We start from the raw sequence: 13,266 nt of genomic DNA, 5'->3' as shown, positions 1-13,266 counted from the left end.
GGCATGAAGGGCGTTAAGCGCATCGAGCGCATCAGGCGCATTGAGAACATCAGGCGCATGGAAGGCATCAAGGGCATCGAGCGCGTCGCGGGCATCAAGAGCATCGAAGGCATCAAGGGCATCGAGCGCGTCGCGGGCATCAAGAGCATCGAGGGGTTGAGGCGCATCGAGAACTTCGCGGGCGTCACGCGCATCAAGACCGTCGAGCGGACCGAGCGCACAAAGCACATCGAGCGCATCAAGAGCATGAGGCGCATCGGGAACATCGCGGGCGTCGCGCGCATCAGGACCATCGAGCGGACCAAGCGTACAAAGCGCATCGAGAACATCAGGCGCATCGAGAACATCGCGGGCGTCGCGCGCGTCAAGACCATCGAGCCCACCACGCGCACCAAAACCCCCACCGTCACTGCCCGCGCATGAACAGCCGATCGAGATCGGACAGCGTCAATTGATACCACGTCGGACGCCCGTGATTGCATTGATCGGCGCGTTCGGTCGCCTCCATCTGCCGCAGCAGCGCGTTCATTTCATCGAGCGTCAGACGCCGGTTCGCGCGCACCGCGTGATGGCATGCGAGCGTGCCGAGCAGTTCGTGCTGACGCTCGGTCAACACACGCGAGCCGCCGTACGCGTGCAGATCGGACAGCACCGCGCGCGCCAGCGCCTGCAAATCGGCGTCTTTCAGCAGCGCCGGCACTGCACGGATGGCGAGCGTGGTCGGCGACAGCACGGCGAGATCGAAGCCGAGTGCATCGAGCGTGTCGCGCTCTTCATCGACGGTGCCGATTTCAACCGCATCGGCCTGCATCGTCTGCGGAATCAGAAGCGGCTGCACGGCGATCGTGCGATCGGCCAGCGCATTCTTGAACTGCTCGTACAGAATGCGCTCGTGCGCGGCGTGCATATCGACGATCACGAGCCCGTGCGCATTCTGCGCGAGCACATAGATGCCGTGAATCTGGCCGAGCGCGAAGCCGAGTGGCTGATCGTCGGCGGGATTGAACGTGGGCGAGGCGTAGGGCGCCGACGTGTTATACGGCGACGCGCCTTCGGCGGCGGAATCGCGTGCTTCGAAAAGCGTCGCGCCTTGCTGCGCGACCCCGCTGTTGTCCTTGCGGCCGAACAGCGCGTCGTAGAAAGCGAGCGGCTGCGCGACGGGCAGCGTGCCCTGCGTCATGCGCGACTGGCGCATCCAGGTGTTGCCCGGCTGCGACGCGTTGAAGCCGCTGCCCACCGCACCGCTCGGTGCGTTCCCACCGAAGCCGCCTGCGGCACCGCCTGCACCGGTTGCGGCTGACGCTGACGCGCCAAACCCCGCCCCGCTAATGGGCGACGCGCCAGACGGCGACGTGCCAAAGGACGACGCCCCAAACGCCGGGGTCCCCAACGAAACCGCTCCGCCCGCCGACGCCTGCAAATGCGCCGCATGCCCGCCCGCCGTCGTTTCGGGCGACGCGCCCGCATGACGCGCCAACGCCCGCTGAACCGCGTGAAAAACGAACTGATGAATCGAGCGCGAATCGCGGAAGCGCACTTCGATCTTCGACGGATGCACGTTCACATCGACCGCTTCGGGCGGCAGATCGAGAAACAGCACATACGACGGATAACGATCGCCGTGCAGCACGTCTTCATAAGCGGCGCGCACCGCGTGCGTGAGCAGCTTGTCGCGCACGAAACGGCCGTTGACGAAGAAGTACTGCTGATCCGAGCGCCCGCGGCTTGCGGTCGGCAGACCCGCGCAACCGTAGACGGCGAGCGGGCCGGCCGACTCGTCGAGCGGTAGATGAGCAGTCGCGAAAGTTTCGCCGAGTATCTTCGCGACCCGGACCGGCGGTTCACTCGCGTTCCAATGCTCGACCGCCTTGCCGTTATGCAGCACCGAAATCGCGACGTCCGGACGCGCCAGCGCGGCGCGTCGAATCTGCTCGAGACAATGCCCGAGTTCGGTCTGTTCGCTCTTCAGGAATTTGCGGCGCGCCGGCGTGTTGAAGTACAGCTCGCGCACTTCGATCGTGGTGCCTTGCGTGCCTGCGGCGGGGCTCAGCACACCCGTTTGCGCATCGACGCGCATCGCGTGCGGCGCATCGGCCGTGCGGCTCGTGATCGTCATTTGCGCGACCGATGCAATCGACGCGAGCGCCTCGCCGCGAAACCCGAGCGTGGCCACTGCCTCGAGTTCGGCGAGCGAGCGGATCTTGCTGGTCGCGTGGCGCATCAACGCGAGCGCCAGTTCGTTCTCGGGAATGCCGCAGCCGTCGTCGGTAATCGAAATACGTTTGACGCCGCCTTCATCGAGCATGATGCGCAACGTCTGCGCGCCTGCGTCGAGTGCGTTTTCCAGCAACTCCTTCACGACCGATGCCGGCCGCTCGACCACCTCGCCGGCGGCAATCTGGCTGATAAGCTGATCGGGCAGCGGCTGGATCGCGCGCAGCGGCCGCGGCGCGGGCGTGCCCGGCGCACTCGGCGTGCTCTGTGTGCTGGCAGCAGCGGCGGAGGCGTCGGCGCGGGCGGGCGTTTCGGGGAATTCGGACATGGCGAAATTATAGCGATTCGGCGCGGCCGTCCTGGAATGGCGTAAACGTGCCGGAGATTTTCCAGGATCGACCGGGCACTTTCTGTATCATGACGCGGTCAATTTGCGGGGTCGGCGACGCTTGCCGCGATCGCCAGTAAAACTCCGCCGGATTTTCCCGCCACGCTCATTTTCGCTTGATAAAGGACGCTTTTTGGACACGCTGCTACATCTCGCCAACCTCGTGCTGCACATCGACAAGTTCCTTGGGGAATTCATCCACGTGTACGGCGCCTGGGTCTATGCGGTCCTTTTCCTGATCGTGTTCTGCGAAACGGGGCTTGTGATTCTGCCGTTTCTGCCGGGCGATTCGCTGCTGTTCATCGGCGGCGCGTTTTGCGCGGCTGGACAGATGAATCTCGGTTTGCTGATTCTGCTGCTGTTCGTCGCGGCAACGACCGGCAATACCGTCAACTACATGATCGGACGATCGATCGGTCCCAAGGTTTTCAACTCGCGCATTCCCATGCTCGAGCGTTTCCTGGATCGGCGCGCGCTGCAGAAAACGCACGACTTCTATGAAAAGCACGGCGGCAAGACGATCGTGCTCGCGCGCTTCATTCCGGTGGTGCGCACGTTTGCGCCGTTTGTCGCCGGTGCGTCGGAGATGACGGTCAGCCGGTTCCAGCTTTTCAATATCGCCGGTGCGCTGTTCTGGGTGTTGCTGCTCGTACTGCTCGGCTATTTCTTCGGCAACATTCCGTTCATCCGCCAATACCTGAATGTGATCGTGTTGGTCGGCATTGGCGCGGCGATTGTGCCGGTCGTGCTCGGCGCGCTGTGGAAGATGACGCGCAAGAACGCGTCGAAGCCGAGCTAAACCGGCATCGCTCAGGTTTCTGCATGAACAAACGGCGTCGCGATTTTACGCGACGCCGTTTTTATTTTGCGCGACCACCGACACGTTAAGGACGCGGCGGTTCACATCGGCAAATGAGATTCCGTGTACGGCGATGTCGGGATGACGAGCGCTTTGTCCGCGCCTGCTTTCGCGAGCACGTTGCGACGGCTGCGACTGCTCCAGACAAACGCGGCAACGACAGCGAGCGCGTACGCCGCGCTACGCGTAAAAAACGCCGTCGACGTGCTGAACTGGCCATAACGGGTTCGGGCGTCCGCGAACACGAGAAAGGTGAGGGCCGCGTCGAGCAGCACCGCGGCGAACACGAGCGCGGCAAAGACGCGCGAACCGTTTAGCGCAGCGCCCGGTATCAGACGATTACACAGATGGCATGCAACCAGCACCATTGCCAGCAACGCAAGATTCGAGGCGAGATCGAACAGAAAATTGGTCATATCGATGGAATGAAAGCGCCGCACGTTGCGGTGTTGCGAGAGCGTCTGCCTGCGCTGCTTGACAGCGGCTGAGTCAGACTGCGGCGATCATTGCACGTCTTTATGTCTCAATAAATGCTGACGTTCGGAGTCCGTAGCGTTGTCGGAATGTGCGAAGTTGCGTTGGTGAACGGGCGTTGGGGTGCTGTGGAAAAGTGCAGAGAGTTGAGCGGAGGCTTCTGCTTTTTTGGGCTTTGCTTGGACTTGGGTTCGGGCTTGGGCGTTTCTGGAGCGAGCAGAGAAACTGCGACGCAAAAAGAAAAGGGCTTACGACGCTGACGCGTGTAAGCCCTTGAATCTTTTGGTAGGCCGTACGGGATTCGAACCTGTGACCAACGGATTAAAAGTCCGCTGCTCTACCAGCTGAGCTAACGACCCAAAAGAGAAGCGAAATTATATCGACGGCCCGAAGGGGCTGTCAACCCATTCCGCGCATCCGCCAATGACTGTGCGAAGCAATCCGGATAGTGAAAAGCCCGGGCTTCCGATGTGGAGACCCGGGCTTTCCAGCGAGAGGCGCGCGTGACTATCTTTCTGACACTTTGCAGACACTGCGCGTTACAGCCGACGACTCAAGCGACAACTCAAGCAACGACTCAAGCAAAAACTCAACTGCTCAACGACCGGCTACGCCAACGCGACGACCACCAAACCGCCTACTTGATCTGCGACAGCTTGCTCTGTGCGGACTGTGCGACGTCCGATCCGCCGTATTGCGCGACGATCTGCTCGAGCGTCTTCTTGGCCGCAGCCTTCTGGCCTTGCTCGAGCTGATTGTTCGCAATTGCGAGCAACGCCTCCGGCGCCCGCGGATGCTGCGGATAGTTCTTCACGACACCCTGCCAGGTCGCCGTCGAGCCCTTGTAATCGCGCAGCGCATACAGCGCATTGCCGAGCCAGTACTGCGCGGTCGGCTGATACGGACTGCTCGGAAACTTGGCGATGAAGCTACGGAACGACGCCGCCGCGTTCTTGAAGTCGCCGTTGCGGAACTGCTGTGAAGCCGCATTGAACGCATCGGTTTCGCCCGGCTGAACTTCGCCCTGGACACCATCGACCGTTTGCTGCTGCGGCTCGAATTTCTTCAGGCGCGTGTCAAGGTCGGTGTAGTAGTCCTTCTGCTGTTTTTGCAGCGTGGCGAGCTGATTGCCCATGTCCTCGTTCTGCCCGCGCAGCGTCGCGACCTGCTGATTCAACTGGTCGAGACGGTTGGACTGATCGAGGATCGTGCGCTGCGCTGCCGACAACTGGCTCGACAGACTATCGGTCTTCGCCCGCAGATCGAGAATGGCCTGGCGGGCCTGATCGTCGTCGAAGATGCCGGCGTGCGCGGGCACAGCCGTAAAGACCGTGCCCGCGACGCAGGCCGCTGCGGCAAATCGCAGCCAGGAGAAACGATGCGTCATTCGGCTCATCACCCGTTACTTACTGTTGGTACACGAGGTCGGCGCGGCGGTTCTGTGCCCACGACGATTCGTCATGACCCGTGGCTTGCGGCTTTTCCTTGCCGAGGCTCACGGCTTCCATTTGCGAGTCCGTCACGCCCATCAGCGACAGCGAACGGCGCACAGCTTCAGCACGTTTCTGGCCGAGTGCCAGGTTGTACTCGCTCGTGCCGCGCTCGTCGGTATTGCCCTGGATCAGCACGTGGCGTTGCGGATGGCTCTTCAGGTATTGCGAGTGTTGCTGCAGCAGCGACTGGTAGTCGTCCTTCACCGAGTAGCTGTCGAAGTCGAAGTAAATGCTGCGCTTCGCGAGCGGGCTGTTCGGGTCGTTCAACGGATCGACGTTCACTTGCGCGACATCGTTCGGGTTCGGCTGCGTCGAGACTGCGCCGCCCTTGTTAGCGTTTTCGTCGAGCTTGACGCCCGAGTGACACGCGGCCAATGCGCCGACCATGAGGACTGCAAATGCGAAGCGAAGTTTGGACATCATTTTGTACTCTCCTTGTGTTATTGCATCAGTTATTGCGTCAACGTTATTGCATGAAAGGGCCCCAGGACGGCTCGCGTACGCTGCCTCCCTGCACTGACAGGACCTGCCGGGTGCGACCGTCGGTCGAAACCGCGGCCAATACGCCACGGCCGTTCACCTGAGTGGCGTAAAGAATGTACTGACCGTTCGCCGCGAAGCTCGGCGATTCGTCATGTGTCGTGTCCGTCAGGCCCGTGGCGGTTCCGCCTTGCAAGTCCTGGATATACAGCTTGAAGCCGCCGCCGACGCGCGAAATATACGCGAGTTGCTTGCCGTCCGGGCTCACGCGCGGGCTCGTGTTGTAGCTGCCGGTGAACGTGACGCGCTGTGCGCCGCCGGCGCTTTCGCCTTGCGCCGACATCTTGTAGATCTGCGGTTGGCCGCCGCGGTCGCTCGTGAAGTAGATCGACTGGCCGTCGGGCGAGAAGGTCGGCTCGGTGTCGATCGAGCTGCCCTGTGTTAGACGGCGCAGGCCGCTGCCGTCCGCATTGACCGCGAAGATCTGCGTGTTGCCGGTGCGCGAGAGCGCGACGGCGAGCGTGCGGCCGTCCGGCGACCATGCGGGCGCGCTGTTATTGCCCTTTTGATCGGACACGACGATGCGGCGGCCCGTAGGCAGATCGTGAATATAGACGATCGGCTTCTTCTTCTCGAACGAAACGTAAGCGACCTTGGTGCCGTCAGGCGACCATGCCGGCGAGATGATCGGCTCGGGGCTCGACAGCGCGATGTGCGCGTCCTGGCCGTCCGAATCCGAAATCTGCAACTGATAGCGGTTGCCGCTCTTGATGACATACGACAGCCGCGTGGCGAACGCGCCGCGGCCGCCCATCAGCTTGGCGTAGATGTAGTCGGCCACTTTATGCGCGCTCATGCGCAGGCCGCTTTCCGGGCTCACCAGCACGAGGCCGCCGAGACTTTCGCCCTTGACCGTGTCGTACAGCTTGAAGCGCACTTCGTACTGGCCGTTCGGCAGGCGGTTCACGCTGCCGGCCACGAACGCATTCGCGCCCTTCGCCTTCCAGCTTCCGAGATCGACGGAAGCCGTTTCGGGAACGGGCGCAGAACCCGCGTCGATGTTGGTGAATTTGCCGCTGCGCTGCAGGTCCTGACGCACGATGGTGCTGACCTGCTGCGGCGAGTTCGCTTCATTGGCGAAGTTCGCCGTTGCGATCGGAAACTGGGTGGACCCGACGCCCGTGACGAGCACGTTGAGTTGCGCGTTCGCGGCGCCGCCGGCGGCGATCAGGCACGACGCTACAAGTGTCCGCAGGCCTAGCTTGGTCATCAAACTCATGCTGTATGGATTCCCCAAAAACGGTTTTACTAAAGCTTCGCGACAGCAGACAGACCGGAAAACAACTATTTCGTTCCCGAGTGCGCCGCGCCGAAAGGGGCGCGGGGCCTGCTGTCACCCACTGTCAGGCTGCCGTCAACCGGCCGGCCGCAACGTGATCCTGAAACTCCCCGGCGTTTTTCCGTCGATGTCCTGAGGCATCGGATCGGAACGCTGAACGGCTCGCAGCGCGGCATCGTCCCACGCCGCATTGCCGCTGCTGTGCGCGATGGTCGCGCTCAACAGCGTGCCGGTCGGCGAGCAACGAACGGCGATCACGGTCTCGAGACCCTCGGTCTCGCCACCCCACGAAATGTTCGGCCGCACCACGCGCCGAACCTTGTCCGCATAACCGGGCGATGCCGCATTGCCGCCCGAGCCGCTGCCCGTGCCGCTCTTGCCGAGGCCATTGCCGGTCGAGCCCGGAGGCCCGGCCATGCCCTGCATTTGCGCGAGGCGCGCGCGACGTTCCGCGTCGAGTTTCTTCGCCTGCGCCGCGGCTTCGGCTTGCGCCTTTGCCTTGGCCGCCTTTTGCGCATCAGCCTTCTTCTGCGCTTCGGCTTCGGCCTGTTTCTGCTGCTCGTCCTGCTGTTCTTTCAGCTGCTGCTTTTTCTGCTCGGCCAGTTGCTGTTGCTTGAGCTTGTCCGCCTGTTGCTGCTGTTGCAGTTGTTTCTGCTTCGCCGCCGCGGCCTTCTGCGCAGCCAGTTGCGCTGCCTGTTCGGCCGCGAGTTGCTGCTCGCGCTTAGCCTCGGCTTCCTGCTGAGCCTGGAGCTTCTGCTGACGCTGCTGTTCCGCGAGCTGCGCCTCGCGCGCCGCTTCCTGCTGCTTGCGCTTCTTTTCCTGCAGCGCGATGTCGGCCTGTTCGTCGGGCACCGGCGGAGCAGGCGCAACAGGTACGGGCGGCGGCGTGACCGGGCGCGGAATCACGCTGTCCGGCACCTCGGTCCACAGTTCCGCTTCGGCACCTTCGGGCGTGCTGTTTTGCCACTGGATGCCGTGATACAGGAAGAACCCGAGCAGCGCATGCATCACCAGCGCGAACGCAAAGGCTCGCCCGGTGCCGCGTTCACGCGGTGGCTGGAGCGGATAGTCGGTGTTCTTACGGATCATTGCGATTTGACGAGCAATCCAACGCGTTTGACGCCGCGAGCCTTGAGCTCGGACATCACATTCATCACGACTTCATACTTCACGGTCTTGTCGGCGGCGATCACGACAGGCTGATCGGGATGCGACTGCGCGCGGTCGGCGATGAAGCCGTTAAGCCCGGCTTTCGTCATGTCCTCCTGCTGCTGCGCGCCCGCGTCGTCCTTGTACTTGACGCTCATGTTGCCGTCCGCGCGAATGTTGACGATCACGGGCGGCGTTTGCTGCTGCGGCGCGGCGCCGCCGACTGTCGGCAGATTGACGATGGACGGCGCGACGAGCGGCGCGGTCACCATGAAGATGACGAGCAGCACGAGCATCACGTCGATATACGGCACGACGTTGATGTCGGACATCGCGCGGCGCGAGCGGCCGCCGCGCATGCTGGAGGAGCGAGAGCCTGCCATCGTGGACTCCTTAGTGCGCCTGGCGCTGCAAGATGTTCGAGAACTCTTCGATGAAGGTCTCGAAGCGGATCGCCAGACGGTCGATGTCGTGCGCGTAGCGGTTATACGCGACCACCGCGGGAATCGCGGCAAAGAGGCCGATCGCGGTGGCGGTCAATGCCTCGGCGATGCCCGGCGCGACGTTCGCAAGCGTGGCCTGCTGCACGTTGGCGAGTCCGCGAAACGCATTCATGATCCCCCAGACCGTGCCGAACAGACCGATATACGGGCTGACCGAACCGACCGACGCGAGAAACGCGAGGTTGGCCTCAAGCACGTCCATTTCACGCTGGAACGCGGCACGCATTGCACGGCGCGCGCCGTCGAGAATCGCGCCCGGGTCGTTCAGGCGTTTCTCCTTGCCCTTGAGAAATTCGCGCATGCCGGATTCGAAAATTCGCTCTAGCGCGCCGATGGTGTGACGGTTATTCGCGGCACTTTGATACAGCGCCTGCAGGTCGCCGCCCGACCAGAAATCGCGTTCGAAACGCTCAGTTTGCGCGCGCGCCCGGCGGATCGCAAACCACTTGCGGAAGATGAAAGTCCACGACAACAGCGACAGCAGCAGCAGGAGGGCCATGACGGCCTGCGCCAGCAGGCTCGCATTGAGTACGAGAGAAACGATCGACAGATCTTGTGTAGTGTTCATAAAGGTTCGTTTTATCGTCCCGAAAGGGGGCGTCCGGCTTTGCAAGGCCACACGAAGCTTGCCGTGAGCAAAACGGAAGCTTCGGCGGTGACGCAAGCCGAACCATGCTTGGTGCTGCTTGATCGATGCGAGTTCACTGGCGCCGTAACAACGGGAGTCAGCCTGCGTTCGTTGACACGCCGCCCTCGCTGACGCCGGGTCCGCGCCGCAAAGCGGCCAGCACCGGCGAAGGAATAGCGGCGGGGCGCAGCGCTGTGCGCTCGACGCAGCCGACCCGGATCGAGCCGGTAGCAAGCAACGTGCCGTCGCGCCACGCTTCCTGCACGAAGTCGACGGATGCCTTGCCGAGGCGCTCGATGCGGCTGACGACTTTCACCACGTCGTCGAGACGTGCCGGCGCCCGATAATCGACCGCCGTGCTACGGACGATGAAAATGGCGCCCGTTTCGTCCGCGAGCCGGTTCTGGTCGATCCCGCAGGCGCGCAGCCATTCGGTGCGCGCCCGTTCAAAGAACTTCAGGTAGTTCGCGTAAAACACGATGCCGCCGGCGTCGGTATCTTCGTAATACACGCGGATGCCCCACGTGTGGCCGATTTCCGCGCCTGGCTGGCTTGTCGTCATATTCATGCGGCGCATTTTACCGGAACGCACACCGCGAGGTCTGTTTCAAGATGTGCGCGCGGCCTGGCGGGCCTCAGCCGCGATGAACGCTCAAACCGGCGAACGATTGCGCGACCGGCATCAGTTCGATCGTGTTGATGTTGACGTGCGCCGGGCGCGTGGCGATCCAGTAGATCGAATCGGCGATGTCCTCGGCCGTGAGCGGCTGCACGTTCTCGTAGACCTTGCCGGCCTTCTGGTCGTCACCGCGGTATCGCACGTTCGAGAACTCCGTGCCGCCGCACAGGCCTGGCTCGATGTCGGTCACGCGCAGCGCGGTGCCGGCAAGGTCGGCACGCAGATTCAGGCTGAACTGCCGCACGAATGCCTTCGTCGCGCCGTAGACGTTGCCGCCCGGATAAGGCCAGTGGCCCGCGACCGAGCCAAGGTTGAACACATGGCCGCGGTTGCGCTCGACCATGCCGGGCAACAGTGCATGCGTGACCTGAACGAGCCCGGTGCAGTTCGTTTCGATCATCGTCTGCCATTCGTCCAGGCTCGCTTTATGAGCCGGCTCCACGCCGAGCGCGAGGCCGGCGTTGTTGACGAGCACGTCGATGGCGGCGAAGTCGGCCGGCAACGAGGCGGGCACCGCCTCGACGGCCGCGCGGTCGCGCACGTCCAGCTCGTAGGGCAGGAGAGCGTCGCCGAGTTCGTCGGCGAGCGCTTGCAGGCGGTCCTTGCGGCGGGCGGTGGCGACGACGCGGTGGCCGCCTTTCACGAAGGCACGAGCGATGGCGGCGCCGAATCCTGCGGACGCCCCGGTGACGAACACGATCATTGCAGTTCCCTGGTCGGTAGGAGAGAAAGGCCCCAAGCCTACTTCCAATGCGGCGCTGCGGCAAGGATCAACGAGCCGGAGCAGTTGCGTCGCGAGAACTGCGCAGCCGCCGCGGGACAGGCTTTCGCGGCACGGTTCGGCACTGCCTGTCGGGCCTTCTGCCGGGTCTTTTTCGGCGCCCTTTGCGGCGGCCGAAAGCCGGTTGCCTATTCGATCCTCTTCCAATAAACTAACGCGCTCATCCCTGCGTGACTGGCGATAGAACCGGTTTTGACAATCGGGTTCAAGGTGGAAAAACCCACCGTGAAGCGCGGGGTGCCGTTTTGCCGTTCGCCTGGGCAGCCGTGATCCGCGCGCATTCATCTGCGCTGACGGTGGCTGTCCTGCCTTGCGTGTGCGGCGACTCTTCCTCCGCCACGTCAGGCCAAGCCCAGCCGCCAGCAGCGCCGCGTACCCTCTACGCAAGATTCGGCGCACGATCCGGTCAACCTGAAAACACTCAACGGAATCCGTATGTTTGACAGAGCCCAAAGCACCATCGCCAACGTCGACCCTGAACTGTGGAAGGTGATCGAGCAGGAAAACCGCCGTCAGGAAGAGCACATCGAACTGATCGCGTCGGAAAACTACACGAGCCCGGCTGTGATGGCTGCGCAAGGCTCGCAACTCACCAACAAATACGCCGAAGGTTATCCGGGCAAGCGCTACTACGGCGGCTGTGAATATGTCGACGTGGCCGAGCAGCTTGCGATCGACCGTGTGAAGCAACTGTTCGGCGCCGAAGCCGCCAACGTGCAGCCGAACTCGGGCTCGCAGGCGAACCAGGGCGTGTTCTTCGCGATGCTCAAGCCGGGCGACACGATCATGGGCATGAGCCTCGCGCACGGCGGCCACCTGACGCACGGCTCGCCCGTCAACATGTCGGGCAAGTGGTTCAACGTGGTCAGCTACGGCCTGAACGAAGCGGAAGACATCGACTACGACGCTGCCGAAAAGCTCGCCCAGGAACACAAGCCCAAGCTGATCGTCGCAGGCGCGTCCGCTTTCGCGCTGCGCATCGACTTCGAGCGTCTGTCGAAGATCGCGAAGTCGGTCGGCGCGTATTTCATGGTCGACATGGCGCATTACGCCGGCCTCATCGCCGCGGGCGTCTATCCGAACCCGGTGCCGCACGCGGATTTCGTCACGACCACCACGCACAAGAGCCTGCGCGGCCCGCGCGGCGGCGTGATCCTGATGAAGGCCGAATTCGAGAAGCAGATCAACTCGGCCATCTTCCCGGGCATTCAGGGCGGTCCGCTGATGCATGTGATCGCCGGCAAGGCTGTCGCATTCAAAGAAGCGCTGTCGCCGGAGTTCAAGACGTATCAGCAGCACGTTGTCGAAAACGCTCGCGTGCTGGCGGAAACGCTGGTGAAGCGCGGCCTGCGCATCGTCTCGGGCCGCACCGAAAGCCACGTCATGCTGGTCGATCTGCGCGCGAAGAAGATTACCGGCAAGGCTGCGGAAGCCGCGCTCGGCGCAGCGCACATCACGGTCAACAAGAACGCGATTCCGAACGACCCGGAAAAGCCGTTCGTGACGAGCGGTATCCGTCTCGGCTCGCCGGCCATGACCACGCGCGGCTTCGGCGTCAAGGAAGCGGAGCAGGTGGGTAACCTGATTGCCGATGTGCTCGACAACCCGGAAGACGCCGCCACGATCGAACGCGTGCGTGGTCAGGTCGCCGAGTTGACGCAGCGCTTCCCGGTCTACCGCTAAGCCGCCATGCATTGCCCTTTCTGCCGTCACGCCGATACGCAGGTCGTCGACTCGCGTGTCTCGGAAGACGGCGCGACGATTCGCCGGCGCCGCCGCTGCCCGGCCTGCGACAAGCGTTTTACGACGTATGAGCGGGTCGAGTTGGCGTTGCCGGCGGTCGTCAAGAAAGACGGCAGCCGCACGGAATTCGATCGCCGCAAGATTGTCGCGAGCATGCAACTGGCGCTGCGCAAGCGTCCGGTTGCAGCGGACGCGATCGACGCGGCCGTCGCCCGTATCGAGTATCAACTGCTGGGCAGCGGCGAGCGCGAAGTGCGCAGCGAACGTCTCGGCGAACTCGTCATGAACGAGTTGCGCGCGCTCGACACCATTGCCTACGTTCGTTTCGCCTCTGTCTACCGGCGCTTTGAAGACGTCTCCGAATTCGAAGACGTGATCGAAGAGTTCCGCCGCGCCTCTTCTCCTCCCAAGCCTTCCCGCAAGCGCTGATCGGAAGCCCGCCGCCCGGCACTTCCTGTCGTTTCTGTTTTGCCGCGTGGCTTGACGTTTCTGCATTTGCCGCTCCGATTGTGGTTCGTCGCGTGAATTCTCGCGTG

14 protein-coding genes, 1 tRNA gene and 1 riboswitch are annotated in these 13,266 nt (G+C 63.0%); of the genes, 4 read left to right on the top strand and 11 right to left on the bottom strand.

The window, feature by feature from the left end; all coding sequences use genetic code 11:
* The first annotated feature begins 3 nt into the window (after positions 1–3).
* Positions 4–423: a hypothetical protein gene (locus tag C8K18_RS09495; RefSeq protein WP_107707310.1), complete on the top strand. Its 420-nt coding sequence runs from the start codon at positions 4–6 to the stop codon at positions 421–423.
* On the opposite strand, the gene mutL is transcribed toward C8K18_RS09495, so the two are convergent.
* Positions 407–2,542, bottom strand: coding sequence for a DNA mismatch repair endonuclease MutL (mutL, locus tag C8K18_RS09490; RefSeq protein ID WP_107707309.1), 2,136 nt, complete (start codon positions 2,540–2,542; stop codon positions 407–409). The two genes, C8K18_RS09495 and mutL, sit on opposite strands and share 17 nt — an antisense overlap.
* Positions 2,543–2,735: 193 nt before the next feature.
* Here mutL and C8K18_RS09485 point away from each other — a divergent pair, with 193 nt between their 5' ends.
* A complete protein-coding gene (locus C8K18_RS09485; RefSeq protein ID WP_006047867.1) occupies positions 2,736–3,401 on the top strand; it encodes a VTT domain-containing protein in 666 nt (221 codons plus the stop codon).
* A gap of 101 nt (positions 3,402–3,502) precedes the next feature.
* Here C8K18_RS09485 and C8K18_RS09480 read toward each other — a convergent pair whose 3' ends face one another.
* The 10 genes from C8K18_RS09480 to ydfG all read right to left on the bottom strand — a co-directional run bounded on the left by C8K18_RS09480 (position 3,503) and on the right by ydfG (position 10,909).
* Positions 3,503–3,877, bottom strand: coding sequence for a hypothetical protein (locus tag C8K18_RS09480; protein WP_107707308.1), 375 nt, complete (start codon positions 3,875–3,877; stop codon positions 3,503–3,505).
* 341 nt (positions 3,878–4,218) lie between these two features.
* Positions 4,219–4,294: transfer RNA gene (locus C8K18_RS09475), tRNA-Lys, on the bottom strand.
* A 278-nt stretch (positions 4,295–4,572) separates the two neighbouring features.
* Positions 4,573–5,322, bottom strand: coding sequence for a tol-pal system protein YbgF (gene ybgF, locus C8K18_RS09470; protein WP_029970412.1), 750 nt, complete (start codon positions 5,320–5,322; stop codon positions 4,573–4,575).
* A gap of 19 nt (positions 5,323–5,341) precedes the next feature.
* Positions 5,342–5,851: a peptidoglycan-associated lipoprotein Pal gene (pal, locus tag C8K18_RS09465; protein ID WP_006047864.1), complete on the bottom strand. Its 510-nt coding sequence runs from the start codon at positions 5,849–5,851 to the stop codon at positions 5,342–5,344.
* Between the two features lie 43 nt (positions 5,852–5,894).
* The gene (gene tolB, locus C8K18_RS09460) at positions 5,895–7,187 is read right to left on the bottom strand and encodes a Tol-Pal system beta propeller repeat protein TolB (protein WP_006047863.1); all 1,293 of its coding nucleotides are present in this window, start codon (positions 7,185–7,187) and stop codon (positions 5,895–5,897) included.
* A 135-nt stretch (positions 7,188–7,322) separates the two neighbouring features.
* Positions 7,323–8,336 (bottom strand): cell envelope integrity protein TolA, encoded by a 1,014-nt coding sequence (tolA, locus tag C8K18_RS09455; protein ID WP_006047862.1) that lies wholly within the window; start codon positions 8,334–8,336, stop codon positions 7,323–7,325.
* Complete coding sequence (gene tolR / locus C8K18_RS09450) at positions 8,333–8,779, bottom strand: protein TolR (protein WP_006047861.1); 447 nt, start codon at positions 8,777–8,779, stop codon at positions 8,333–8,335. The genes tolA and tolR overlap by 4 nt, the downstream gene beginning before the upstream one ends.
* 10 nt (positions 8,780–8,789) lie before the next feature.
* Positions 8,790–9,467, bottom strand: coding sequence for a protein TolQ (gene tolQ / locus C8K18_RS09445; RefSeq protein WP_006047860.1), 678 nt, complete (start codon positions 9,465–9,467; stop codon positions 8,790–8,792).
* A gap of 157 nt (positions 9,468–9,624) precedes the next feature.
* Entirely contained in the window at positions 9,625–10,104 is a 480-nt protein-coding gene (gene ybgC, locus C8K18_RS09440; protein ID WP_006047859.1) for a tol-pal system-associated acyl-CoA thioesterase, read from the bottom strand.
* Positions 10,105–10,162: 58 nt separating this feature from the next.
* Complete coding sequence (ydfG, locus tag C8K18_RS09435) at positions 10,163–10,909, bottom strand: bifunctional NADP-dependent 3-hydroxy acid dehydrogenase/3-hydroxypropionate dehydrogenase YdfG (RefSeq protein ID WP_006047858.1); 747 nt, start codon at positions 10,907–10,909, stop codon at positions 10,163–10,165.
* Positions 10,910–11,147: 238 nt separating this feature from the next.
* A riboswitch (ZMP/ZTP riboswitch) is annotated at positions 11,148–11,256 on the top strand.
* Positions 11,257–11,422: 166 nt separating this feature from the next.
* Here ydfG and glyA point away from each other — a divergent pair.
* Positions 11,423–12,670: a serine hydroxymethyltransferase gene (glyA, locus tag C8K18_RS09430; protein ID WP_029970409.1), complete on the top strand. Its 1,248-nt coding sequence runs from the start codon at positions 11,423–11,425 to the stop codon at positions 12,668–12,670.
* 6 nt (positions 12,671–12,676) lie between these two features.
* On the top strand, positions 12,677–13,159 hold the full coding sequence (nrdR, locus tag C8K18_RS09425) for a transcriptional regulator NrdR (protein WP_006047856.1): 483 nt from the start codon (positions 12,677–12,679) through the stop codon (positions 13,157–13,159).
* Positions 13,160–13,266: the final 107 nt, after the last annotated feature.

This window comes from Paraburkholderia sp. GV068, assembly GCF_003058125.1.
GTDB lineage: Bacteria > Pseudomonadota > Gammaproteobacteria > Burkholderiales > Burkholderiaceae > Paraburkholderia > Paraburkholderia graminis.
Note: the sequence above shows the minus strand (reverse complement) of the source record. Positions and strands in the feature narration are given on the sequence as shown.

What these genes read in the sequence shown, in the direction of transcription:
- C8K18_RS09495 (WP_107707310.1), top strand. Translation starts at nt 4, where the DNA reads ATGAAGGGCGTTAAGCGCATCGAGCGCATCAGGCGCATTGAGAACATC.
- mutL (WP_107707309.1), bottom strand. Translation starts at nt 2,542, where the DNA reads ATGTCCGAATTCCCCGAAACGCCCGCCCGCGCCGACGCCTCCGCCGCT.
- C8K18_RS09480 (WP_107707308.1), bottom strand. Translation starts at nt 3,877, where the DNA reads ATGACCAATTTTCTGTTCGATCTCGCCTCGAATCTTGCGTTGCTGGCA.
- ybgF (WP_029970412.1), bottom strand. Translation starts at nt 5,322, where the DNA reads ATGACGCATCGTTTCTCCTGGCTGCGATTTGCCGCAGCGGCCTGCGTC.
- pal (WP_006047864.1), bottom strand. Translation starts at nt 5,851, where the DNA reads ATGATGTCCAAACTTCGCTTCGCATTTGCAGTCCTCATGGTCGGCGCA.
- tolB (WP_006047863.1), bottom strand. Translation starts at nt 7,187, where the DNA reads ATGAGTTTGATGACCAAGCTAGGCCTGCGGACACTTGTAGCGTCGTGC.
- tolA (WP_006047862.1), bottom strand. Translation starts at nt 8,336, where the DNA reads ATGATCCGTAAGAACACCGACTATCCGCTCCAGCCACCGCGTGAACGC.
- tolR (WP_006047861.1), bottom strand. Translation starts at nt 8,779, where the DNA reads ATGGCAGGCTCTCGCTCCTCCAGCATGCGCGGCGGCCGCTCGCGCCGC.
- tolQ (WP_006047860.1), bottom strand. Translation starts at nt 9,467, where the DNA reads ATGAACACTACACAAGATCTGTCGATCGTTTCTCTCGTACTCAATGCG.
- ybgC (WP_006047859.1), bottom strand. Translation starts at nt 10,104, where the DNA reads ATGCGCCGCATGAATATGACGACAAGCCAGCCAGGCGCGGAAATCGGC.
- ydfG (WP_006047858.1), bottom strand. Translation starts at nt 10,909, where the DNA reads ATGATCGTGTTCGTCACCGGGGCGTCCGCAGGATTCGGCGCCGCCATC.
- glyA (WP_029970409.1), top strand. Translation starts at nt 11,423, where the DNA reads ATGTTTGACAGAGCCCAAAGCACCATCGCCAACGTCGACCCTGAACTG.
- nrdR (WP_006047856.1), top strand. Translation starts at nt 12,677, where the DNA reads ATGCATTGCCCTTTCTGCCGTCACGCCGATACGCAGGTCGTCGACTCG.